The following is a 22,696-nucleotide window of genomic DNA, read 5'->3' on the forward strand; positions in this document are numbered from 1 at the left end:
CTTAAAAATAGATACTAAATCTATTTTTCAAGAGATGTTCTAGTCTCAGAAATATCCAACAAAGAACGCTTGTTGTGTTTAAGAAGATTTTTGAAAGCTTTCCAAATTTAGTGGTTGTGTTCGCTGTAACACATCGCTCTTTGCCATCCATGGCACCGCGATGTTAGTGAATTCATTCACGTAAAATTAGTTTGGTAACCATAGCAAATTGGTCCCACCTGATCCCATTCCGAACTCAGTAGTGAAACGATTTAGCGCCGATGGTAGTGTGGGGCTTCCCCATGTGAGAGTAGGACATTGCCAAACACCTATTTAGTCGAGAGGCCCCGTGTAGAAATACACGGGGCCTTTTGCATTTTACGCGTTTATAATTGTTTCTATCGCTGTGGCTTCATCGCACTGACGGGGCCTCACGCCTAAAGCGCTACCGCGCAGTCCTGCTCCCGACGCTCACCCGCTGCTTCGCAGGGATTCATTCGCTACATCCATGTAGCTCACCCTTCGGGCAGCTTACGCTGTGCAAAATGGCTTTCCTGCCATTTTGTCCCCAACTTGCTTTCGCCTTGTTGCGTCGAACGCTGTTCGACGGACTGCGGCTCAAGAGAGTAGGACATTGCCAAACACCTATTTAGTCGAGAGGCCCCGTGTAGAAATACACCACACATTGATCAGACCCCTAGGTCACTTTTTTGATTTTGTATAAGTGCATGGCATGCCCACCAATAAGGTTTACTATCTTTTGCCTGAGTTCGGTCAGGCCATCTAAGTAGGTTTGATCGTAAATATAATCATCACCTTGTTGAAGTAAATTGATACCATCAAAACACTGAAACACCCAGCGCAATGTGGGGGCGGCCGTTTCTTGATTTATTTGGTTTGGAATTGTCGCTTCAACTTTTTTCATATTCGCTCGCATTCGTCGTTGTGCAATAGAATATACAAGTAATGACAATGTCATTACCATCAACAGAGCATCGATTCTGCTTGGCTTTTTTATAAATAACGAAGAGACAAAAAACAAGGGATCTTTTAAAAATCTAAAGCCTCTCTCAACTTCCGATTGCGCCTTGTAATGTTTTAATATTTCTTCAGGTGAAAGTTCTTCTTCATCAATATTTGTTGCTAGAATGAAGCAAGATTTTTGCTCAACAGCCTGCTTGATTGCGATCGTGTTTTCTTCAATTTCAGCGTTTACTTGCCACTCTATACGCTTAACTTCAGCATCCTTTTTCGGGCGGCCTTTACCTTCATAAACTTTATGCTCTATATATTGAGTGTCGCTTATTTGATGATATTTCAGTTTTTTTCCTATTTTATCCGCTGCTCGTTGCGCATCAGTTTTACAAGCAAAGCGTTGCGCTTGTAGATGAAACAGCTCTTTTTCTACCTTAACTTTTGCTCGTTCAACTTGCCGTGTGATCGTTTTAGCAGCTCGATGATTAGCGGCACTTGAGTAAATCACAATCCATCGCTGCTTGATCCCCATATGCTCGACTTTTTTGACAACATATTGATAGTTAGCATTTATTTTCACCCATTGTTCGTCAGCTATTGATTCTGCGATTAATTCTTTCTCTAGCGCTATCGTTGAAGGAATAAGCGTGAGAAATTTTACCAGAGATAAAAATTCGGCATTAGCCTTATGATAAAGCTTACAGTCGGCCACAAGATATTTAGGCGCTGCGCTTTTTTTGAATTCGCTAACAAGTGCTTTGCTCCTTGCCTTAAAAATAGCGGTATCAGCACTATTGCCATCCCAGTTTTTACAGGCGAGAGGAACGCCACCATCTTGACTGACAATGATTTCTTGTACCACTTGCTTTAAATCAGGGCGGTGAGCTTTACTGTAACCATGAGTGATTTTAATAACATTGTCATCACTGTCTTCATCGTCAAAAGCGTATTCTCCCGTTAAAGAATGGCTGGTTGTATCGAGTGAGTTAAATTTTTTGTCTACACTTTCTAGCTCGCAAGCTTGCTGAGACACCAGTGAAAATAGACTTTCGCAGCCAAAATCAAAACACTGGTCTAGTGTGCGGCCTAATTTGTGACGATTAAAGTGCTCGGCTTTTACACCTTCTCGAAATAAATGCTCAAGCGGTAAGTTAGTAAAAAATTGGGGACTGAGAGATAAAGGGCGGTTTGCAAAACCAAGTCCATTCATAATCATGCCTTTAACCGCTTCACCAGGTGTAATTTCTTGCTTTTCATCCTGAGGTAAATATTGATCCAATAAGGGGACTATTTGTAAGTCTTCAATTACACCTGCGACTATGCCGTGATGATCTAACCGTTTGATTTTTAAATTCATATATACCTCAAAGTTGAGGCGGTATTATATCAAATAGCCGAAAAATCAGTAACAAATTATCGGTTAAATTAAATCCAAATTTTTGATTTTGCTCTGATCAATGTCTGATACACGGGGCCTTTTGCATTTTACTACTTTGAATTTTACCTATTATACCAATTGCATTAAGTAAGTGATCTTGTTGTGCGTAGAGAAAATCAGCTAAAACAAGGCGCTCGATTGACTAATAGCTGGCTATTAGGATTGAGAGCAACGCCATTTTAGTTAATTTTAACAAGTACAAGTGGGCAAATATTTAATGCAATTGGTATTACTGTGGCTTCATCGTAATGACGGGGCCTCACGCCTAAAGCGCTACCGCGCAGTCCTGCTCCCGACGCTCACTCGCTGCTTCGCAGGGATTCATTCGCTACATGTCAACAACGGTTTAAAATTGACCCACTTTTTCAGTAATTCATCGATTGAAAACTGACCCAGTTAGTCTTGATAGGTATCAATAATACCCGCTTTTCTTTTTTCTCTTAATCGATAGCTTTCGCCAGTTAATTGCAACACATGAGAGTGATGTAGTACGCGATCTAACATGGCCGCTGTTAAAGTTGCATCATCTGAAAAGGCGCTCGGCCACTGTCCAAAGGGTAAATTGCTCGTTAGAATCAAACTGCCTTTTTCATAACGCTTGGCAATGACATTAAAAAATAGATTTGCTTCATCACGGCCAAATGGTAAATAGCCTATCTCATCGATGATTAGCAACCGAGGAGCAAGAATAGAGCGTTGCATGTAGCTTTTCAATTTTCCTTGCCGCTGTGCACTGCTTAGCTGAAGCATTAAATCTGCGGCACTGATAAAACGTGTTTTCTTGCGTTGCTCAATGGCTTTATAACCTAACGCAATGGCTAAGTGTGTTTTACCTGTACCACTTGGACCTAGTAAAATGACATTCTCACACCGCTCAATAAAGGCAAGCGAGCTTAGCTCCGTTATCGCTTTACGTGGTGCCCCTGTTGCAATCTTGAAGTTAAATTGGTCTAGTGTTTTGATGCTTGGAAAACCGGACATTTTTAGCATGATTTCTCGCGCCCGATCATACTTATTCTCTAACTCGCTAGTGAGGATCTGATACAAAAAGTCAGCATAACTACTTTCATTTTTGACGCATCGACTCGCAATGTTAGGCCAGTTGTTTTCTATATTTCTTAAATTGAGTTGCTCACATATTGAAGCGATTTGTTCATGTTGAATACTCATAGTTGCTCCAGTAGTTCACTGTAAACAGATATCGGGTGTTGATAGCATTCAATATCAATGGGCGCAATAAACGACACTAATGCGCTGCTCTTTAAATCCAAACTGCTGTGAAGTTTTTGTGGAAGCGGTTGTAAGTACGCCACTTCTTCATCAAGGAGGTATTGCGGCTTTTGTGCGGTCGTACCATGAATACGTTGGTGGGCGACATCGTTTAGCCATCCGCCAATTTTGCTATTGGCATTTGCACAATCTAACGATAAGCCCGCTTGCTTGAGCGTTGCATGCAGTGGTACAACAAAGCTATTCTTCAAGTAATGGTTAAATCGTTCAACTTTCCCCTTGGTTTTAGCACGATACGGCCGACATGCTTTGGGTTGAAAACCATATTCCTCAGCCAAATCAAGAAACGATTGATTCCAACGGTGCTTTCCTTCACCGTAAACATCGCGCTCAATAACTAATGCTTTAGCGTTGTCGCATAACACTTGTTTTGGAACGCCGCCAAAATAGTGAAATGCTTCCCTTAATCCGTCCATCCATGCTTCTGTTAGCTCATGGTCATAAAAATAGACGTAGCAGGCTCGTGAATAGCCAAGGGTTGCCACAAACGCCTTAATGGTAAGCTTTCCGCGTTTAATCGTGGTGAAGTCTATTTGCATTTGTTGACCCGGACCGGTTTCAAATCGAACAATAGGCTCTGGTGTTAATTGCTTGAAAGCGGATAAATACACCCTGAGTTGCGTTATTCCACCTTGATAACCTCTAGATTTTATTTCTGACAACAAAACAACAGCTGGGATCCAGTGTGGTTTTGCAGCATTTATTCGACCTTGAATATACTCATGGAAGGGACTGAGTTTAGTCGGTGGTGAATGTCGTTTTGTATAATGAGGCACGTCATATCCTCTTAAATATTTACGCACAGTATTGCGCGATACGTTTAATTCCTTGGCAATGGCGCGAATGCTTTTGCCTTGTTTATGCAGGACTTTAATATCCACAAATAGCTCCTTCGTTAACATACCGTATCACCTAAAAATAAATAAATGATACATCGGTGGGTCAATTTTGGATCGATGTTAGTGGGTCATTTTTGCACCGTTGGTGACAGCTACATCCATGTAGCTCACCCTTCGGGCAGCTTACGCTGTGCAAAATGGCTTTCCTGCCATTTTGTCCCCAACTTGCTTTCGCCTTGTTGCGTCAAACGCTGTTCGACGGACTGCGGCTCAAGAGAGTAGGACATTGCCAAACGCCTATTTAGTACTGAAACAGCACTCGTCGCTGGCGGAGCGAGTGCAAGACTCCAAAGGAGGAGATTGTCGGAACAGTGGCAGCGTGGGGCGTCTCCAACTTATACCAATTGCATTAAGTAAGTGATCTTGTTGTGCGTAGAGATAATCAGCTAAAACAAGGCGCTCGATTGACTAATAGCTGGCTATTAGGATTGAGAGCAACGCCATTTTAGTTAATTTTAACAAGTACAAGTGGGAAAATATTTAATGCAATTGGTATAACTCTTTGCCGATAAGCTGATTAATTAACTTTATAATTCTATTTCGTAAAGATTCAACGGATTTTGGACTTGAGCCTGCTACAGCAACCAAAACTTTAGACTTTCTTGGTTCGATTGATAAACATTTGACGACAATTTTATTGTTCTTAATATTGCCATAAAATCCATATTCATTTTTAATCATGTTCTCGAGTCCAACTTCAGTCAATGCATAAAAACTCTGTGTTACGCAACTATCTTTGGGTTTTTCTAGATCTTTGAACCATGTCCATAATTCAGGTGGTTTTTCGTTTTCATGGGCGATTAAAATATTCGAAAATAAAATAGTGATTAAAAAAACTAATGATTTCATAGTGCTCGATGCTCATAATACTTACAGATGATGTACGCGTATTTACTTAAGAATAAGTTTAGGTGTTCCTTAAAATTATTAGTAAATTAATACGTAATTTATTAATAAGCAACATATTTAGTTAAGATTCAGCCGTGCGTTATACGCTGCGAAGCTATGATTTAATACCGTCGATACTTAGTAAGGCTCTGAAGCGATTTTCTTAGCTTTACGATGAGATTTTGCTAAAGAGTTTGTTGAATTTTCTAACTAATTAGCGTTTATAATCCTAGTAAAAGCGATTACCAATGAACGAACTACACGCAAACGGCTGCTCATCAATGAAACTCACTATCAAATCAATACTCCTATTTGTATATCTTATCCCTAGTCTTGCTTTTGCTCATGGTCAAAGCAGTAATGACCAAAGCGCGAAAAAACTTAAAATTAAGCAATTAAGCAATAATGTTTATCAACATATCTCTTCGAAACGAGTTGAACCGTGGGGATTAGTTGAGGCTGCGGGTTTAGTGGTTATTAACGGCTCTGATGCACATTTGATTGATTCGCCGTGGACGACACAGGCAACTAAAGAATTGATTAAGTGGATTGAAGGCAAAGGTTTGACGATTAAAAGTGCGGTGGTTACTCATTTTCATGAAGATGCGAGTAACGATTTACCGTTGCTCAATGATTTACACATTAAAACCTACGCGACATCACTTACCAATCAATTGTTAACATCAAAGAAAAAAGAAACCGCCAATAATGAAATATCAACGAATACATTTGAATTGGTTGATGGGGTGATGGATGTCTTTTATCCCGGTGGTGGTCATTCGCAAGATAATATTGTGGTTTGGATACCGCAAGAAAAGATATTATTCGGTGGCTGTTTTGTGAGAAGTTTGGGCGCGAAAAGTTTAGGTAATACAGAGGATGCAGTCATTGGCGAGTGGTCAAACTCGATTCAGAAAGTTATTGATCGTTATTCTGATATCAAGCTCGTTGTGCCAGGCCATGGCAAAGTCGGAGACGCTAGCTTATTGACTCACACTCAGAAATTAGCGTTGTCTGCCCAGCATGCTAAAAGGTCAGCTAAGCATTAAATGTCGAGTGTTTATTGCTTTTCTTCGTCACTTTTTTCTTTTTCGTCGTCCTTTTCATCATCATCGTCGTCAAGAATATCTGGGGTGACGGCGTCAACAACATCAATAGCACCGCCAACTACTGTTGTTGTGATATCTACTGCACCAGAGACAATGCTTGCAGCAATACAGCCTGATAAGCTAATAAACCTGAACTCGGGATAAAAATTGAACTAATAGCCCACCTAGTGATCAGATCTTTCGAACAAGAAACGATTTAAACACTATAAACGGTGAGCGTATGGATAAGTTAGTTGAAATATTTTGTGATGTCGATGATTTTTGTGAAGTTTTTATTCCTCAATGGGAAAAGCAATTACTGTCTGATGGGACGAGAAAGCGGCAGCGTAAAGGTCGAATGGCCACAAGTGAAGTGATGACTATCGTTATTTTATTCCATATGTCGAATCACAGAGACTTTAAAAACTATTACATCGGGTTCATTCAGCGTTTTTACAAAAAACAATTCCCATACTTGCTTAGTTACACACGATTTTTAGAAGTCATGCCAACGACATTAGTGCCGTTGTGCAGTTATTTTTCTGCGGTTAAGGGGCAGCCTACAGGCCTTGAATTTATTGACTCTACAAGCATTAAAGTTTGCCACAATTTAAGAATCCCACGCCACAAAACATTTGATGGAATTGCTAAACGAGGTAAAGGGACTATGGGCTGGTATTTTGGATTTAAGCTCCATTTGATAGTGAATCACCTAGGAGAGATTGTTGCAGCGAAAATAACGGCTGCAAACGTGCATGATACTCAACCTGTTGAAGGTATGGCATCAGACCTGCCAGATAAACTCTATGCTGATAAGGGCTACATAAGTAAAGCATTAGAAAGTAATTTGCTAGAACAAGGAGTCACTTTAGTAACAAATGTGCGAAAAAATATGAAAGCAAAGGTACTGTCTATTTGGGATAGGGCCATGCTATCTAGGCGATTTATTATTGAAACAATCAATGACCAATTGAAAAACATTTCACAAATTGAGCATTCCAGACATAGAAGCATGAATGGCTTAATGTTAAATCTCATTGCTGGGCTTGTGGCTTATTCTCTGAAAGAAAACAAACCACAACTAAATATCACTGACGTTGAGATGAATCAGATCGTCGTTTCTTAAGCCGATCTCAGGTTAATAAGCAAAAAAAGAATCGATAGGCTTTGTGCGAGTGTTTTCAACATGACATTTTCCAATAAATTCAGCTAGAGCGATTTAGAATACGCTAATTTTATGGCGATTCAACTGCTGCGCTCAATCGTTATTGATTGGAGGCTAATTAATAGTGATTGTAAGAGATGTTATTTGAGTTGTTACAGCAAAGATTGGGAAACTAGCAGTAGTTGGCATTCGTGAGGAAGTCAGGTGGTACCAGCTTATTTATGTTTAAGCTGGCGATTTTTCATTAACGGGTAAAGTTAAAGCCGATGGCAAAAGAAAACCAAATTTCATCTTGATATTGCCAGCTTTCTCCTTTGTCACCAGAGAGGTGGTCAACTCCCATCAAGAATGCAATGTCCCAGTCTTTCGCAACTTCAAAGCTTGCACCAAGGGCGAAGGTTAGTCCGTCTTCTGAGGTTACTTGGTCAGTACCTATTTCGCTGGTGGAAACTTTCGATAAACCCAACGTTGCCATTGTTTCCCATGATTCCCACTTGTAAGAAATGTAGGGGCCTATTGTGCTGTCACTGTAAAAGTTGCCATCTCTGAGTTTGAACGGAACGACTAATATTCCGGTATTCATGCCGCCAACACGTTTGTAGTAGGAGCGTTCAACGCGATTACTTTTATGCCCGTTTAAACAGAATTTAAATGGTGCAGAGAAAAACTTTGTTTTAGTTGTTGCGAGATCAGTTTCTTGATCAGTGTTGTAAACATGTACCAACATTGCATTTTGCGATTGCGCGTCACTATCGTTGGTTTGTTTAAAATAGGAATTGCGCGGTAACGTGATATGGGTGGCACTCTTGTTGTCACAATCTTGATTGGAATTAAGTAATTTTATGTCGTAGTAGTTTTTGAAAGATGGTGTGAGGGTAAATCCATAGGATGCATCGGTATCACCGTTGACACAGCGATCGGTTCCATTTTCTTTTGTGCATTGTATTGTTCCAACTGTATTTGCGTAAAGATGGGTTGAATACAAGCCTATTACAATAACAAGCCCATTGATTAATGATTTGTTAAACATCGTAAAACTCCTGTCGTTAGGGAGTTTTACATTAGTCTAGAATTTAAGGTTTTTCCATTTACCCAATCAAAAACTTATCAATTAAATATTTGAAGGTTATCGATACTTGGGCCACTTGAATTGGTAATGCCACCAGATACGTAGATAACATTATCCATAGTAGTTGCGGCGGTATGACGAGCTGCAACGAAATCGAGATCAGATTTTTGCCATTGTTGTGTTTTAAAGTCGTAGCTGTAAGTCGCTGATGTGTCGAGGTAGTTACCAAATACGAACAGCTTCTCGCCTTTTAGTGCAATTGAATGTGCGCTGAGTCGATAAGGAATAGCAGGTAATGACTGCCAGCGATTAAGTGTTGGATCATAGCGCTCAAATGTATTGAGACTTTGTTTACCATTATAACCACCAACAACATAGATATAATCGTCTTTTACAAACGCTTCAGTCGCTTTTGCTGTCGGCATATCTTGACCGCGCTGCCATGTGTCCTTGATGAGATCATAAACGGCAACCGTTGGTTGGTATTTCATGCTCTTAGCACGTGGGTAACCGCCACCAAATACGAAGATTTTTCCATCTTTTAATACGGCGCTATTCGTGCGGGTTGGTGCGGGTAAGTTTTTAACTAATGTGACTTCATGAGTCTTGGTATTAAATACTTCTACTCGCTTTTCGTACTTATAATGGTCGCCATTTAAACTCACACCGCCAACAATGTAGATTGATTCGTTACCGTCCCAAACTGCTGAGAAGTATCTTCTTGGGATGATTTTTCCATTAAGTTTGAGCGTTTTTTTTGTGGCAGGATCGATGATTTCAATACTCGACAAAAAATCACTATTGTGCGAACCACCAATGACATAAAGTTTTTCACCGTCATTAACCATGGCATGGGCATAACGAGCGCCGTCGAGTGATAAGGTACCTTGCTGTTGAACATTTGTGGTTGAAGCTGACTTTGAATTTGAGGTAGAGCTACAGCCAGACATGAGTAAAGTTGCAGTGACAAAGAGTGTTGCTGTGTATTTAAGGTTAACCATCGTGCTGTCCTTTTCGTTAGGTGATGGACAGACTATGCCATTAAAAAAATTATTTCAACTTATTAACGACGACGGACATTGCGCTTAATAGGTTGAAATAATGCATAAAATTACATGCCTATGCAGAAAGCTCAGGATTGAACGATACTGTGTATATAAGGCGCTGTTCCAAAATACTGTTGTCACCCGTAAGCCGCGACTAATATTTGCTGTTTATCTAGCTTGGCGTTGCTTTCCCTGAACCACGCAAGATAATTAGATAAATACTTCGTTGCCACACCTTTCATTTTTCCGTTAATCCAGCCTTTAAAGTTAGCTATCGCGCTATTCACCGTTTGGATATGGTACACCTCATCTATTACTCTGATTTCACCGTTGATTAACCGCTTATGGTCACCATGTTTTTGTTTGGTAATTGCCACATAGGACCACGAACCATCGCTGCATAATACCAATTGCATTAAATATTTGCCCACTTGTACTTGTTAAAATTAACTAAAATGGCGTTGCTCTCAATCCTAATAGCCAGCTATTAGTCAATCGAGCGCCTTGTTTTAGCTGATTTTCTCTACGCACAACAAGATCACTTACTTAATGTAATTGGTATAATACCGAGTGTTCAGTGATGTTTTCAGCTAAATTCGCTGCTATTTCTGCCGTTGTATCAGCCGCTAACATAGGGGTAATCATATGGTTGCTGCGATCTATCGATAAAAGAACGGCAACTTGACCATCCTTGGTTCGTTTATCGATGCCGCCCCCTGGTTTTCTGGGCTGACGTTGCTCCGCTAAAGTGTTCGAACCTTTTTCTGAGTAAGCTAAAAAAACTCATCAACTTCAATAATTCCCGATAGCTTATCGTCATTTTTACCCGCTTGAGCAACCAGAAAACGATGTCGCCATAAGAAAGCCGTTTTAAGGTTAATACCACAAACCTCGGCAGCTTCTCTTAGGGGTAATTTTAATTGCATACAACGGGCATAATCTTCCCACAGATGAGATTTATGTAATCGAGCGAATGGTGTCTTAGTCTTGTTGTTAAAGGTTTTATGACAACCTTTACAGCGGTATCTCTGTATCGCACCTGATTTCCCCCACTTTTTCAATTGAGTGGATTCGCAATGAGGGCATTGTGGGGATAGGTCAAAAAGAGGCTTAATAATTTCATCGGTACTGATTTCAGCCTCTAGCGCTTGAATTGACTGATGAACTATCTCTCTTTGCGCTGGAGTCATCGAGGAAAGTTGTTTCGTTATCCGGTTATACCAATTTGATTAAGTTTGTGATCTTGTTTTGCGAAGGAAAAACAAATGAAGGCAAGGCGCTTGATTGAGCAATAGCTGGCTATTGGGATTGAAAGCAACGCAACATTCATTTTATTTTAACCAGCAAAAGTGGGCAATAACTTTGTCAACTTGGTATTAAGCTTACTTACAAATGATTTAGTATTGATTACCAATACCTTCAATAAGTTAATCTCACTATTGAGTATAGACAACAATTAGCTACAACAGCGCCTCAATAGCAGTGATAATGATCAGGAAGTGTATTTCTTGATAGAAAAAAGCCAGCGAAGTGCTGGCTTATTCATTGGAGTGATTAATTGAGCTGATGTACTTAAGATTAGCTTTTAATTTCTTTGGGTAATACTAAGTTAAGTAGAATAGCGACTAAAGCACAAAGGCTGATGCCTTGGATGTTGTAGCCACCAAAGTTTAGTGCCATACCACCGATGCCAAATACTAAAACAATGGCGAAAATGATGAAATTACGCGGTTGTTCAAAGTCGACTTTGGCGTTGATTAAGCTACCAAGACCAACACTCGCGATTAAGCCAAATAACAGCATCATAATACCGCCCATAACGACAGGTGGAATAGTTTGCAGTAAAGCACCTAACTTGCCTACGAATGCCATTAGGATTGCGCTAATTGCAGCCCAGGTCATGATACGAGGGTTGAAGGCTTTAGTAAGCATAACGGCACCAGTAACTTCTGAGTAGGTGGTGTTTGGGGGACCACCTAACATTGAAGCTGTGGTCGTTGCTACGCCATCACCTAATAGTGTGCGGTGAAGTCCGGGTTTCTTTAAATAGTCTTTACCCGTCGCACTACTGATAGCCAAAACGTCACCAATGTGTTCAATAGCTGGTGCAATCGCAATTGGTAACATATAGATAATCGCTTGCCAGTGAAACTCTGGTGCAGTGAAGTTCGGCATAGCAAACCACGGCGCTGCAGCGACTGACGAAAAGTCGATAATGCCGTAATAAAGAGATATGCCATAGCCAACAACAATGCCGCCAAGTATAGGGACTAATCGCATGAAGCCTTTACTAAAGGCTGAAATAACTAGCGTTGCAATCAAGGCAGGCAGTGAGATAGCAAGTGCAACTTGTGGATCAACAAGCTGAGCGCTGGCATCGCCTGTTTTACCCAGTGCCATGTTCACTGCAACTGGCGCTAATGAAAGGCCTATCACCATGATGATCGGGCCAGTTACGATTGGTGGTAGATATTTATGAATAAAATCTGTCCCGCGCAGTTTGATGACGCCGCTAAATAGCGCATAAACGACACCCACAACCATTAATGCGCCCATAGTTGCAGGAATGCCCCAAGTTTGTGTGCCGTACATAATCGGGGCAATGAACGCAAAAGATGAAGCTAAAAATACCGGTACCTGTCCTTTAGTGACTAGTTGAAACAGTAAGGTTCCGATACCGGCTGTGCATAGTGCAACATTGGGATCGAGTCCTGTAAGGAGTGGCATTAATACTAACGCGCCAAAAGCGACAAATAGCATTTGTGTACCAGTTAGGATCTCTTTAATAAGAGAACCTTTAGATTGTGTGGTGTCCATTTGTCGCCTCGTTATTTAGTACCAAATATTTTGTCACCAGCGTCACCAAGACCTGGAAGAATATAGCCAGCATCATTGAGACAATCATCAATTGACGCTGTGTATAGTTCAACATCTGGGTGCGCTTCATTAAGTGCTTTAACGCCTTCAGGTGCAGCTACTAACACGAGAGCTTTGATGTTGGTACAGCCGCGTTCTTTTAACAGATTAATGGTTTCAACCATCGAGCCGCCTGTTGCTAACATTGGGTCAATAACAAGGGCTAAACGCTCGTCTATTTGAGCGGCTAATTTTTCGAAGTAGAATACTGGCTCAAAAGTTTCTTCGTTACGGTACATGCCGACAACTGAAATACGCGCACTAGGAATTAATTCGAGTACGCCATCCATCATGCCTAAACCAGCACGTAAGATTGGCACAACAGTAATTTTTTTCCCTTTGATTTGTTCTACTTCAATCGGGCCGTTCCAGCTATCGATTATAGTCGTTTCCATTTCGAGGTGTTTTGTTGCTTCGTAGGTGAGTAGTGTTCCGACTTCTGACGCTAGTTCACGAAAGTGTTTAGTGCTAATTTTTCCTTTTCTCATTAAGCCAAGTTTGTGTTTGATAAGTGGATGGTTTACTTCGATAGTGTTCATGTGAGACTCCAAAATGAGAAAGGTTGGGTAGTTGCCCATTGTAGGTGGGCAATTTACCGCATATTTTATGGAGCGAGTTGTGTTGGATCAAGTAATAATGTGAATTAGATCACTCAAACAGTTGGTTTGTTAAATATTAGGCAATCGCGTGTTTTTCTAATCGATATAGAAACGCTTTATAACCGAGCTCTAAGAATTTTGCGGCTTTCGTTTTATTGCCATTGTTTTGTCTTAAGGCATCTTGCAAACATTGCTTTTCGAATGCTTCCCAATTAATACCTGTGCTGGGTAATGTAAATTGATGTTGTGCGCTTCTGCTTGTATCCATTCCATTGATCAGCTCTTGTTCATCATCGAGTAAGATGAATCGCTCCACACGGTTGCTGAGCTCTCGCACGTTTCCCGGCCAGTGAAAATCTAAGAGTTGCTTTAGAATGCTTTTGTCTATGGTAGGCTGTGGGCTGCTGTATTGTGCGGCAAACTTTTGTGTAAAATGGGAAATGAGTTTAGGAATATCTTCACGGCGCTCACGTAGTGGTGGCATAACGAGCGGTACGACGTTAAGGCGATAGTAGAGATCTTCTCTAAACTCTCCTTGCTGTGACATATCAACCAAATCTCGATGAGTGGCTACAACGACGCGTGCGTCGGGCTTTAGCTCCTGATGACTCCCCACTGGAAAAATGGTTCCTTCTTGTAAAAATCTAAGCAGTTTAGCTTGCAGTGATAAAGGAAGTTCACCTATTTCATCGAGAAATAGAGTTCCTTGGTGGGCAGCTTGAATTTTTCCTTCTTTATCACTATCAGCGCCCGTATACGCACCTTTGAGCGCGCCAAATAGTTCCGCTTCGGCGAGAGATTCAGGAATAGCACCGCAATTAATGGCAATAAATTTTCCCTGACGATTGGACAAGTCATGTAGAGCACGCGCAGCTAACTCTTTACCTGTGCCACTCTCACCATTAATCAATACCGTTGCATTGGTATGTGATACTCGCTTTAGGCGCTCAAATACTTTCGTCATACTGGTTGCGTTACCAATGATTCCGGCAAGGTTATTCTGCTCAACGAGTGCTTCATTAAGCTGGCTGTTTTCATTACGAAGTTGATTTGCTTTGTAGGACTTATCGATTGAAAGCAACAATGCTTGGCGCTGAAACGGTTTAGCTAGGTAATCATCGGCACCTGCTTCCATTGCTTCGACTGCGTGAGCAATGGTGCCATAGGCCGTTGCAATGGAAAATCCAATCTGTGGATAATTTTTTCTAACGAAGTTTAGCAGGTCAATGCCGCTTAGGGCGCCAAGTTTCCAATCGCTAAATATGACGTCTATCGGTTGTGATTTTAGGATTAGAATAGCTTCTTCAACGCTGGCACTGCTAGTGACATAATGAAGATCGTTATCGACGATCGTTTCAATAATTTCGCGTTGTTGTTCGTCGTCTTCGACGATAAGTAAATTGATCATAATTCGTCTGCTATGGTGAGTGATATAAGAGTTATGGTGGCAATACAGCCGTGAGGTTGATTATCAACTAACGTGATATCACCATGATAATGCAACTGACATAAGCGTTTCGCGATATAAAGTCCCATGCCGGCACCTTCTGGTTTCGTTGTTATATGGGGTTTAAAGAGCTTATCTTTTACTAAATCATCAATGCCAGTGCCATGGTCTTCAATGGTAATGATTAATTTGTTTTCTATTAATTCTGCTTTAATTTTTACGGGAGTACAATCACAAGACGCTTCGATAGCGTTGACAACGATACTATGAATTATTGAACGTATTTCGCTTTCATGGCCAATAAAAGGCAATGATTTTTTTGACGCTATCGTAATTTTATGACGACTTGTTGCCGCGACTTCTAAAGTAACATCTTGAATCACTTGGAAAATATTAAATGCTACTGGGATTAAAGACTCGTCAGCAGCAAGCGTTAATAAAGATTTTATGGTGTTGTCCATTGCCGTTATTTTTTCCCGCGCTGCTTGTGCTATTTTGGTCCGCTGACTGTCGTTAACCGTTGGCTCTGCCATTTGTTCTATTGATAAACCAATAGTGTTTATGGGGTTTCGCAATGCATGTGCAAGACCTCTCGTCATTTCGCCAATATCTGACATGTGTTGAACGGCAGCGTAGTGTTTTGATTGTTCGTCGAGCTGAGCGAGGCGCTGGGTCATTGCGTTAAATTGAGTCAGAGTTTTACGGGTCTCTGCGATACCTTGCTCTTGTAATGACACATTGAAATCACCTTGTTCCAACTGGTTAAAACCTTGCTTTAGCTGTTTTAGTGGTTCACTGATGTGTTTAGCCATAAAGTAGGCCGCGATAAGACCGAAACTCGCCATGGCAAAGGTGAGGATAAATAAATTGTTAAAGTAGGTGTTGGTTGCCGCGTTTTGTTGTTGAAATTCAAAAGTCTTTTGCTCAAGGCTATCCTTGGTCTGCTTGATTAACGAAAAGCTCTCGTGATCGTCATTTTGTACAATGTCGATAGCGCCGAGCAGCATCTTGAGATCTTGATTTTCTATTACTTGATCAAAATGAGGTGTCAGCTCGATGACAGGTTTTCCGTTGTCTACCTCTAGCGAGTAGTAGTCGTTAATCTTTATGATCTTTCGTTCAGGTTGAATGATCTTAATATTATAAAATTGATTAAGTGACGCATTCGCCATGAGTTTCTTGGCTGTCTCGTCATTCATTGGTGCTTGTTCTAAACTCTCTTGCGCAAATTCAATAATTTGAGCCGAAAGCGCCTTCGAGGTCTGTTGAATTTCCTGATTGACTTGATCTTGCACATAAGACACGAAGCTAAGTTGTACCGCTGTTAACGTCAAAATGATAAATGCGATCAGCAAGAAGATGTAACGCTTTAATGACATGTGATTCCTTGACTGGAGGACGGTTAATTACAATACATTGTTTATTCAATACTCAGGCCAGAACAGTTAACTACGTTTAGACTTATAAAATCAATGAGTTAAATTTATTTTTACGAGGCATCATTACTGTTTACATTTCAGTGTTTCCCCATATCAGGATAAGATATCCCGATATCAGGATATTTTCCATCTTCATTTTTAAGTAATAGGTAAAGATTTATATCTAACCTTATGTTATATATGATTAATTATTAGTTGGTACGCTGCTTGTATTTATCGTGATACATCATGATAAACGGAGAATGTAATATGTCAGTTTTTTCAAAATCAATTATTAATACGGTAGTAGCTTCAATTTTTGTGATCAATGGTCCTTTGTATGCAGAAGAAAAGGAATTCGTTGAGATGGAGAAAGAAGTTAAAGAGCAGAAGTCCGAGAAAAAAACGATTGAGCGTCGTATTGAAGTTAAAGCAAAGGCGGGTAAACCAGTACGTGTTTTTGTTGATAGTAACAATCAAGAACACATTTTTGAGCTATCGCCAGAAGAGCTTCAAAATTTAAGTGAAGTGTCTTCGCATTTGGCTCATTTAGACAAGCAAACCATGGCGAAAGTAAAACAAGCACTCGCGAATGTAGCTAAAAGTTTGGATGAACTGAAGAAAGATGAGAATTTCTTATCTGAAATGGAAGTCAAAGAAATCGAAGAACTCGCTGAACTTCGTGGTAAAGAACTTCGCATTAAAATGCTTGAACTAGACGAACTAGGTAAGCTTAAACATATCCAGAAACTAGAGGGTCTTAAAGAGCTTGAAGTGCTAAATGAGCTGATGGATGAGGAGCATGCCTTTGTCATTCGCGAGCGCTTAAATGAGCACGGCGAAGCAATTACGATTAACATCGAAGAAATGGAAGATGAAGATAAGCGTGTATTCGTTGTTGACGGTAGTGATGGAGAAATTATTATCAAAGGCGATGGCGACAAGAAAATGGTTCAAACGTTCGTACTTGGCGAAGGTAACACATTGATGAAAGGGCATGTAGACGCAATTCTCAAACTGATCAAGCATGGTGAGTTTTCGCCAGAAGAGCTCGATAAATTGCAACAAATGCTAGACAGCAAAAGATAGTTTTAACTCGCTCTCTCAATTAGTTCTTATTTTCGAACGCCTCGGCTATACTGGCCGAGGTTTTTTATTGGAAAAATAAGTATGGCGAAGCCAAATAAAAAAGGACCTTCTAAAACGGTCGATGTCTATTGCCAGTCATGTAAAACTCAGCTCTATAAATATCGAAAAGGCGGTAAAGGAGCGTTAGTCAAATGCTTTAAGGAACGTATCGCTCAGGATTATACGTTGGTGTCCTGTACTTGCCCCAAGTGCCACCAAATATTTGCACGTGATACTCTGATTCGGGGTGTCGGCGCATTTAAAATGATTGGTGGTAAAGTCTTTTTCAAATAACCTGATCTGACGATAATTATCAGGTTAAAGTCAGCTAAACATCATTTTTTTCAATCGATTTATTGCGGCGTAGTTTCTTAACTTGACTGCGCTGACTTTTCTTATCGAGTCGTTTTAGTTTCGAAGAATAAGTCGCTTTCGTGGCAATACGTTTCTTCTCTACTTTATTAGCTTGTTGAAGTAGTTGGACAAATTGTTCTAATGCAACTTCTCTGTTTCTATCTTGGCTGCGGCTGCCTTGGCTTTTTATGATGACTTTACCTGATTTACTGATTCGGTGATCTGGGGTGGTTAACAACTTTTGTTTTAGTCGCTGTGGCAAAGCTTCACTCGCGTTGATATCAAAAAATAGATGAACAGCCGTCGAGGTTTTATTGACGTGTTGACCACCAGCGCCTTGAGCGCGAATATATTGTAATTCAATCTCTTGCGCAGGAATCGAAATTGTATTTGATATCTTAAGCATAATATTTTTTAAATGAATTTCACTTCATTCTCACCGCTGTCTTAATTTTTAACTAAACTAAAAGTGTCAGTTAATGTTTTAGGGGAACGTTATGATTACTAATGTTGATGATCACCGAAGTTTCACACGCATGTATGTCGATTGTGGTTTGCGGTTTAAAATGGATGGCTCTAACGATTTAATGGTTGGCACGGTCCATAATTTAAGTGCACAAGGCGTGTCATTCGCAACCGATGAACCTTTGCCACAAGATGCCGAACTATTCATCGAAGTAAATTCAGGCGGGGGTAGTGTGCCACCGTTGATGGCAAAAGCACAAGTATTACGGTGCCAAGAAGCGAATAATGGCGAATTTGAAGTGGCTTGTAGTATGCAAATAAGTGCATAAAGTAGAGCGGTTTCCTGAAAAGGCTTGATTTATATCAAGCCTTTTTTATTGGCTAAATTTCATTGCACTTAAGTCCAGTTTGTTCACCGCAAAATTTTGTTACTATGCGGTAACTTTTAAATTTTATCGGCGATAAACATAATGAGCACAGCGATTATTTCTCACCCCGATTGTCGGCGGCATCAAATAGATAAGTTACATCCAGAGCAGCCAAATCGAATTGATGATATTTCAGATAGATTAATTGCTAGTGGTCTTGAATATAGCATTGACCATTTTGATGCTGACGATGTTTTGAATACTGATTTATTGCGGGTTCATGGCGTTTCATATATTCGCAGTTTGTATGAACGCATTCCTCATGAAGGTATTATCAATATTGATGGTGATACTCAAATGTGTGCCAATACATTAAAGGCTGCCAATCGAGCAGCTGGCTCTGGCGTTCAAGCTGTCGATTTAGTTGTTAAAGGCGAACATCAGGCGGTGTTTTGTAATATTCGGCCACCAGGACATCACGCATTTCGTGATAAAGCGAGCGGCTTTTGTTTTTACAATAATATTGCGATAGCTGCGTCTCATGCATTAACGCTTGATGCTATTGAGCGGGTTGCAATCATCGACTTTGATGTACACCACGGTGATGGAACAGAAGATATCTTTAAAGATAATGATGATGTGTTATTTTGCTCGCTATTTCAGCATCCATTTTATCCATTTAGCGATCCTGTACCGCAACATGAAAATCACATAAAGTCTCCGATGGCTGCAGGAGAAGGGGCGGCGGAGTTTAAATCGCTAGTATTAGATAGCTGGATACCGGCAATTGAGTCATTTAAGCCACATTTGATCTTAATTTCTGCTGGTTTTGATTCCCATCGAAATGATGACATGGGGCATATCAATTTGGACGATCCAGATTATACGTGGGTGACTGAGCAACTTTCGCAGTATACGAACAATGAGCATTGCTTAGGAATTGTATCTATGTTGGAAGGGGGCTATGAGCATGGTGTGCTTGGACGAAGTGCATTAGCGCACATTAGAGCTCTGGCAAAGTTATAGCTTAAGCGACTTGATAAAACTGGGCGTTAGCAATTAATTGGTCATCAATAATTTCTTTGGCTAACGTAATGCAACCACCACATTGACTGGCTACACCAAATTTCTCTTTAATTGATTTTATTGACTGATCGCCATTATTGACAGCCTGGCGGATGTCTTTATCTGTAATACCTTTGCATACACAAACGAACATAGTAACGATTCTCATTAAAAATTAAGAATGAAGTATAAATGATATTAATTATTATTTGAATAGTTTTTTGAGGGTTTTGTGAGCTAAATGGTGGCATATTTTACAGAACGTCATTGAATCAAACATTTACCGTTGATATAAAATCAACGGTAAATTGATTTAATTATTTTTCTAAGGGAAGTTGGTACGTTTGTAAATCAAGCCGCATATCTACCCAACCTTCTTCAATATCAAATTTAACGTTAAACCCAAGTTTGCGACTCAAATTAATCATGCCTGCATTTTGTGGTAACGTAAGCCCAGTCATCATGTGAGTATGACGCTGTTTACAGTAGTTAATCATTTTTAACATCAATAATTTCCCCAAGCCTTGCCCTTGAATATCGCCTCGGATAACGACCGCGAATTCAGTTTCTTGGTTTTCAGCGTCGGTAATTGCGCGAACTACGCCTAATGTGTGGAATTTCTCATTCTCGTCACGGTATGACGCAATGAACGCCATTTCTCGATCAAAGTCTATTTGAGTCATCTTGGCCATTTGTTCGTGACTCAATTGCCCAACTTCACCAAAAAAGCGCTTGTATCTGTCTTCTTTGCTCAAGCTATCATTGAATTCAAAATGACTTTGTTCGTCTTCTGCTTTTATAGGACGTAGCAGAACTTCGCGACCATCTTTTAACGTAATTAACTCTTCTAGCTCTCGTGGGTATGGTCTAATTGCAAGTCGCTGGATCCCGTCGTTATCGCAGCTTTTTAGTTGGATATTGACGTCTAAAATCGTCGCATTGTCGTCTTGCATTAACAATGGATTGATATCTAAGGACGCAATTTCAGGGCAGTCAATAATGAGATAAGATAACTGAGTTATGGTGATAGATAGGGCGTTAATATCTAATTCGGTTAACGCTCGGTGTGCTTTTATTTTTCCGCTTTTTATAGCGCCAATGATTAGATATCGAGCCAGTGCCGTGTTTAATGGCGGGAGAGCTACCGCGGCATCTTGAGTTAAATCCCAGCTTGTTCCGCCTTCACCAATATATAACACCGGTCCAAAAATCGCATCGTTGTGCATAGCGAATCTTAACTCTTGTGTACCTGCCGTGTTTGCCATTTGTTGCAGGTTCAAGCCGTCGATATATTCGTTGTCGCTTTGTGCTTCAAGCATTGTTTGTGCATGAAGCTTTACAGCTTCTTCGTTCATTAGATTGAGTTTGATGCCATCGATTGACGCTTTATGGGTTAATGCTGGGGCGCTAAGTTTTAGTGCAACAGGGTATCCGATTTTTGTAGCAAGAGTCGCCGCTTGTTCTGGTGAGTCGACATGGTGTGTGGCCAATGAATTTAAACCATACAGATTTAGCAGTGGCGCTGCCTTATTCAAGTCGATAACGTTATGGCCACTGTTGATAAGTTCTTGAGCAATTCTCCGTGCTTCATCGGGTGCAGTTTGATAATGACGAGAAATAGATTTAGGTGTTTCTTGTAACAGGCGTTGATTGCGGCGATACTCAACCATATGCATAAATGCGCCAACTGCACCATCCGGTGTTCTGAATGTTGGAATTCCGGATTTCCTGATCATTTTTCGTGCTTGGTGGGCTGAACCTTCTCCCATCCAATTAGTGAGAATATTAATCTGTCTGCCACGTGCGTGTTGATTAATGCTCTTGATAATTGCTTGTGCAAATTCTTCACCACTTGCTACCGCTGACGGCGAATGAATAACTAGCAATGTATCGATCTCTTTTGAATCTAGTAGGATCGAAAGTGTTTTTGCAAATCGTTCAGGGCTGGCATCGCCTGCGATATCGACAGGGTTCGCTTTTGACCAGTGATTTGGTAGAAGTGTTGATAATCTTTCAATGATGTCACTTTCAAGTGCAGCAAGCTTACCTCCACGAGAAATCAAAGTATCTACAGCCATAATACCTGGCGCTCCGCCATTAGTCACAATGGCAAGGCGTTCCCCTGATAGCGGTTTAGTGTGAGCTAGCGTTTCAAATGCCGCAAATAGTTCTCGTAAGTGATTTACTCGTAACATACCTGCACGTCTAAATGCGGCATCGTAGACAGCATCACACCCAGCCATCACGCCGGTATGATGGGAGACTGAAATCGCCCCTTCACTCGTTGAACCAGACTTAATGACAATAATTGGCTTTGAGCGCGCCGCTGTTCGAGCGGCAGACATAAAGTGACGATGATCCTTTATACCGTCAATATAAAGCAATATGGCTTGTGTCTTTGAATCACGACTCAAAAAATCTAGAATTTCGTTAAAGCTCAAATCAATCGTTTCACCAACAGAGACAAAATAAGAAAATCCCATGTTCTTATGATTAGCCCAGTCTAACACTGTCGTGGCTACGGATGAGGATTGCGAAATAAAAGCGATTTTTCCGTTTTGAGCTTGCTGGTGGGCAAAGCTTGCATTTAACCCCAAATGCGGGATTTGCATACCGAGACTACTACCGCCTAAAATTCGAATACCGTATTGCTTGGCAATAGATTTTAGTTGCTCATTACCTGATAAGTCATCAATCTCAGGTAACTGAACTATGCCTGCGGCAAGTAATATAACTTGTTGGCAGCCTAACTCACCAAGTTCGGTCAATACTTTTACGCAGTAGCGAGCATTGATTGCAATAATTGCTAAATCTGGAACCTGTGGTAATTGAGCTACATTTTTATACGCTAAAACCCCACATATTGATTGATGCTTTGAATTGACTGGCATGATGGGGCCAGAAAAGCTCCCCTGCAGTAGATTACGCATAATAAGATTACCTGCGCGATGCACAGAATTCGATGCTCCTATGACTGCTATAGATTTAGGGTTAAAGAATCGATTAATGGGGTTCATAATTATTTGTCATCCTAACGCAATACAACTACTAACTAATTGGGATTTATTTAGGCGCGTGATTTTCTAGTTTGCTATAGTG

At 40.6% G+C, this 22,696-nt stretch carries 20 protein-coding genes, 1 rRNA gene and 2 pseudogenes; 7 read left to right on the forward strand and 16 right to left on the reverse strand.

Features of this window, described 5'->3' with window-relative positions:
• Positions 1 to 190: 190 nt before the first annotated feature.
• Positions 191 to 306: ribosomal RNA gene (gene rrf / locus ACMAZF_RS03460) — 5S ribosomal RNA — on the forward strand.
• Between the two features lie 370 nt (positions 307 to 676).
• On the opposite strand, the gene ACMAZF_RS03465 is transcribed toward rrf, so the two are convergent.
• The 4 genes from ACMAZF_RS03465 to ACMAZF_RS03480 form a co-directional block, all read right to left on the reverse strand.
• Complete coding sequence (locus ACMAZF_RS03465; protein WP_435275961.1) at positions 677 to 2,311, reverse strand: IS1634 family transposase; 1,635 nt, start codon at positions 2,309 to 2,311, stop codon at positions 677 to 679.
• Positions 2,312 to 2,788: 477 nt separating this feature from the next.
• A complete protein-coding gene (gene istB / locus ACMAZF_RS03470; protein WP_435273981.1) occupies positions 2,789 to 3,562 on the reverse strand; it encodes an IS21-like element helper ATPase IstB in 774 nt (257 codons plus the stop codon).
• Positions 3,559 to 4,584 carry an IS21 family transposase gene (istA, locus tag ACMAZF_RS03475; RefSeq protein ID WP_435274862.1) on the reverse strand — a complete coding sequence of 342 codons (1,026 nt, stop codon included), beginning with the start codon at positions 4,582 to 4,584 and terminating at the stop codon, positions 3,559 to 3,561. The genes istB and istA overlap by 4 nt, the downstream gene beginning before the upstream one ends.
• Positions 4,585 to 5,061: 477 nt before the next feature.
• On the reverse strand, positions 5,062 to 5,430 hold the full coding sequence (locus ACMAZF_RS03480) for a hypothetical protein (protein ID WP_435276089.1): 369 nt from the start codon (positions 5,428 to 5,430) through the stop codon (positions 5,062 to 5,064).
• A 287-nt stretch (positions 5,431 to 5,717) separates the two neighbouring features.
• Between ACMAZF_RS03480 and bla the strand changes: the two genes are divergently transcribed.
• The gene (bla, locus tag ACMAZF_RS03485) at positions 5,718 to 6,518 is read left to right on the forward strand and encodes a subclass B1 metallo-beta-lactamase (RefSeq protein WP_435276090.1); all 801 of its coding nucleotides are present in this window, start codon (positions 5,718 to 5,720) and stop codon (positions 6,516 to 6,518) included.
• 11 nt (positions 6,519 to 6,529) lie between these two features.
• On the opposite strand, the gene ACMAZF_RS03490 is transcribed toward bla, so the two are convergent.
• Positions 6,530 to 6,703, reverse strand: coding sequence for an NF038104 family lipoprotein (locus ACMAZF_RS03490; RefSeq protein ID WP_435277171.1), 174 nt, complete (start codon positions 6,701 to 6,703; stop codon positions 6,530 to 6,532).
• Between the two features lie 95 nt (positions 6,704 to 6,798).
• On the opposite strand from ACMAZF_RS03490, the gene ACMAZF_RS03495 reads away from it, so the two are divergent.
• The gene (locus tag ACMAZF_RS03495; RefSeq protein WP_435276091.1) at positions 6,799 to 7,683 is read left to right on the forward strand and encodes an IS982 family transposase; all 885 of its coding nucleotides are present in this window, start codon (positions 6,799 to 6,801) and stop codon (positions 7,681 to 7,683) included.
• 283 nt (positions 7,684 to 7,966) lie between these two features.
• On the opposite strand, the gene ACMAZF_RS03500 is transcribed toward ACMAZF_RS03495, so the two are convergent.
• The 8 genes and pseudogenes from ACMAZF_RS03500 to ACMAZF_RS03535 all read right to left on the reverse strand — a co-directional run bounded on the left by ACMAZF_RS03500 (position 7,967) and on the right by ACMAZF_RS03535 (position 16,178).
• Complete coding sequence (locus ACMAZF_RS03500; protein ID WP_435276092.1) at positions 7,967 to 8,752, reverse strand: hypothetical protein; 786 nt, start codon at positions 8,750 to 8,752, stop codon at positions 7,967 to 7,969.
• 77 nt (positions 8,753 to 8,829) lie between these two features.
• On the reverse strand, positions 8,830 to 9,792 hold the full coding sequence (locus ACMAZF_RS03505) for a Kelch repeat-containing protein (protein ID WP_435276093.1): 963 nt from the start codon (positions 9,790 to 9,792) through the stop codon (positions 8,830 to 8,832).
• Between the two features lie 182 nt (positions 9,793 to 9,974).
• Positions 9,975 to 10,244: pseudogene (locus ACMAZF_RS03510) on the reverse strand (IS1595 family transposase); the annotation flags it as partial.
• A gap of 160 nt (positions 10,245 to 10,404) precedes the next feature.
• Positions 10,405 to 11,027 (reverse strand): annotated as a pseudogene (locus ACMAZF_RS03515) (IS1595 family transposase); the annotation flags it as partial.
• A gap of 388 nt (positions 11,028 to 11,415) precedes the next feature.
• Positions 11,416 to 12,654 (reverse strand): uracil-xanthine permease family protein, encoded by a 1,239-nt coding sequence (locus tag ACMAZF_RS03520; RefSeq protein WP_435276094.1) that lies wholly within the window; start codon positions 12,652 to 12,654, stop codon positions 11,416 to 11,418.
• 11 nt (positions 12,655 to 12,665) lie between these two features.
• Positions 12,666 to 13,292, reverse strand: a complete 627-nt coding sequence (gene upp / locus ACMAZF_RS03525; protein WP_435276095.1) for a uracil phosphoribosyltransferase — start codon at positions 13,290 to 13,292, stop codon at positions 12,666 to 12,668.
• Between the two features lie 136 nt (positions 13,293 to 13,428).
• Positions 13,429 to 14,760 (reverse strand): sigma-54-dependent transcriptional regulator, encoded by a 1,332-nt coding sequence (locus ACMAZF_RS03530; RefSeq protein ID WP_435276096.1) that lies wholly within the window; start codon positions 14,758 to 14,760, stop codon positions 13,429 to 13,431.
• Positions 14,757 to 16,178: a sensor histidine kinase gene (locus ACMAZF_RS03535; RefSeq protein ID WP_435276097.1), complete on the reverse strand. Its 1,422-nt coding sequence runs from the start codon at positions 16,176 to 16,178 to the stop codon at positions 14,757 to 14,759. Before ACMAZF_RS03535 ends, ACMAZF_RS03530 begins: the two co-directional genes overlap by 4 nt.
• A gap of 309 nt (positions 16,179 to 16,487) precedes the next feature.
• Between ACMAZF_RS03535 and ACMAZF_RS03540 the strand changes: the two genes are divergently transcribed.
• Entirely contained in the window at positions 16,488 to 17,306 is an 819-nt protein-coding gene (locus ACMAZF_RS03540) for a hypothetical protein (RefSeq protein WP_435276098.1), read from the forward strand.
• An 81-nt stretch (positions 17,307 to 17,387) separates the two neighbouring features.
• A complete protein-coding gene (locus tag ACMAZF_RS03545) occupies positions 17,388 to 17,639 on the forward strand; it encodes a hypothetical protein (RefSeq protein WP_435276099.1) in 252 nt (83 codons plus the stop codon).
• 34 nt (positions 17,640 to 17,673) lie between these two features.
• On the opposite strand, the gene arfB is transcribed toward ACMAZF_RS03545, so the two are convergent.
• Entirely contained in the window at positions 17,674 to 18,105 is a 432-nt protein-coding gene (gene arfB, locus ACMAZF_RS03550) for an alternative ribosome rescue aminoacyl-tRNA hydrolase ArfB (RefSeq protein WP_435276100.1), read from the reverse strand.
• Between the two features lie 91 nt (positions 18,106 to 18,196).
• Between arfB and ACMAZF_RS03555 the strand changes: the two genes are divergently transcribed.
• Together ACMAZF_RS03555 and ACMAZF_RS03560 are read left to right on the forward strand one after the other, a co-directional pair.
• On the forward strand, positions 18,197 to 18,493 hold the full coding sequence (locus ACMAZF_RS03555) for a PilZ domain-containing protein (protein ID WP_435276101.1): 297 nt from the start codon (positions 18,197 to 18,199) through the stop codon (positions 18,491 to 18,493).
• A 141-nt stretch (positions 18,494 to 18,634) separates the two neighbouring features.
• Positions 18,635 to 19,558: a histone deacetylase family protein gene (locus ACMAZF_RS03560; protein ID WP_435276102.1), complete on the forward strand. Its 924-nt coding sequence runs from the start codon at positions 18,635 to 18,637 to the stop codon at positions 19,556 to 19,558.
• Between the two features lies 1 nt (position 19,559).
• On the opposite strand, the gene ACMAZF_RS03565 is transcribed toward ACMAZF_RS03560, so the two are convergent.
• Positions 19,560 to 19,751 (reverse strand): bacterioferritin-associated ferredoxin, encoded by a 192-nt coding sequence (locus ACMAZF_RS03565; RefSeq protein WP_435276103.1) that lies wholly within the window; start codon positions 19,749 to 19,751, stop codon positions 19,560 to 19,562.
• Between the two features lie 163 nt (positions 19,752 to 19,914).
• Complete coding sequence (locus ACMAZF_RS03570; RefSeq protein ID WP_435276104.1) at positions 19,915 to 22,614, reverse strand: bifunctional acetate--CoA ligase family protein/GNAT family N-acetyltransferase; 2,700 nt, start codon at positions 22,612 to 22,614, stop codon at positions 19,915 to 19,917.
• Positions 22,615 to 22,696 lie beyond the last annotated feature (82 nt).

It is taken from the genome of Psychrobium sp. nBUS_13, assembly GCF_051201665.1.
In the GTDB taxonomy this organism is placed as follows: Bacteria; Pseudomonadota; Gammaproteobacteria; order Enterobacterales; family Psychrobiaceae; genus Psychrobium.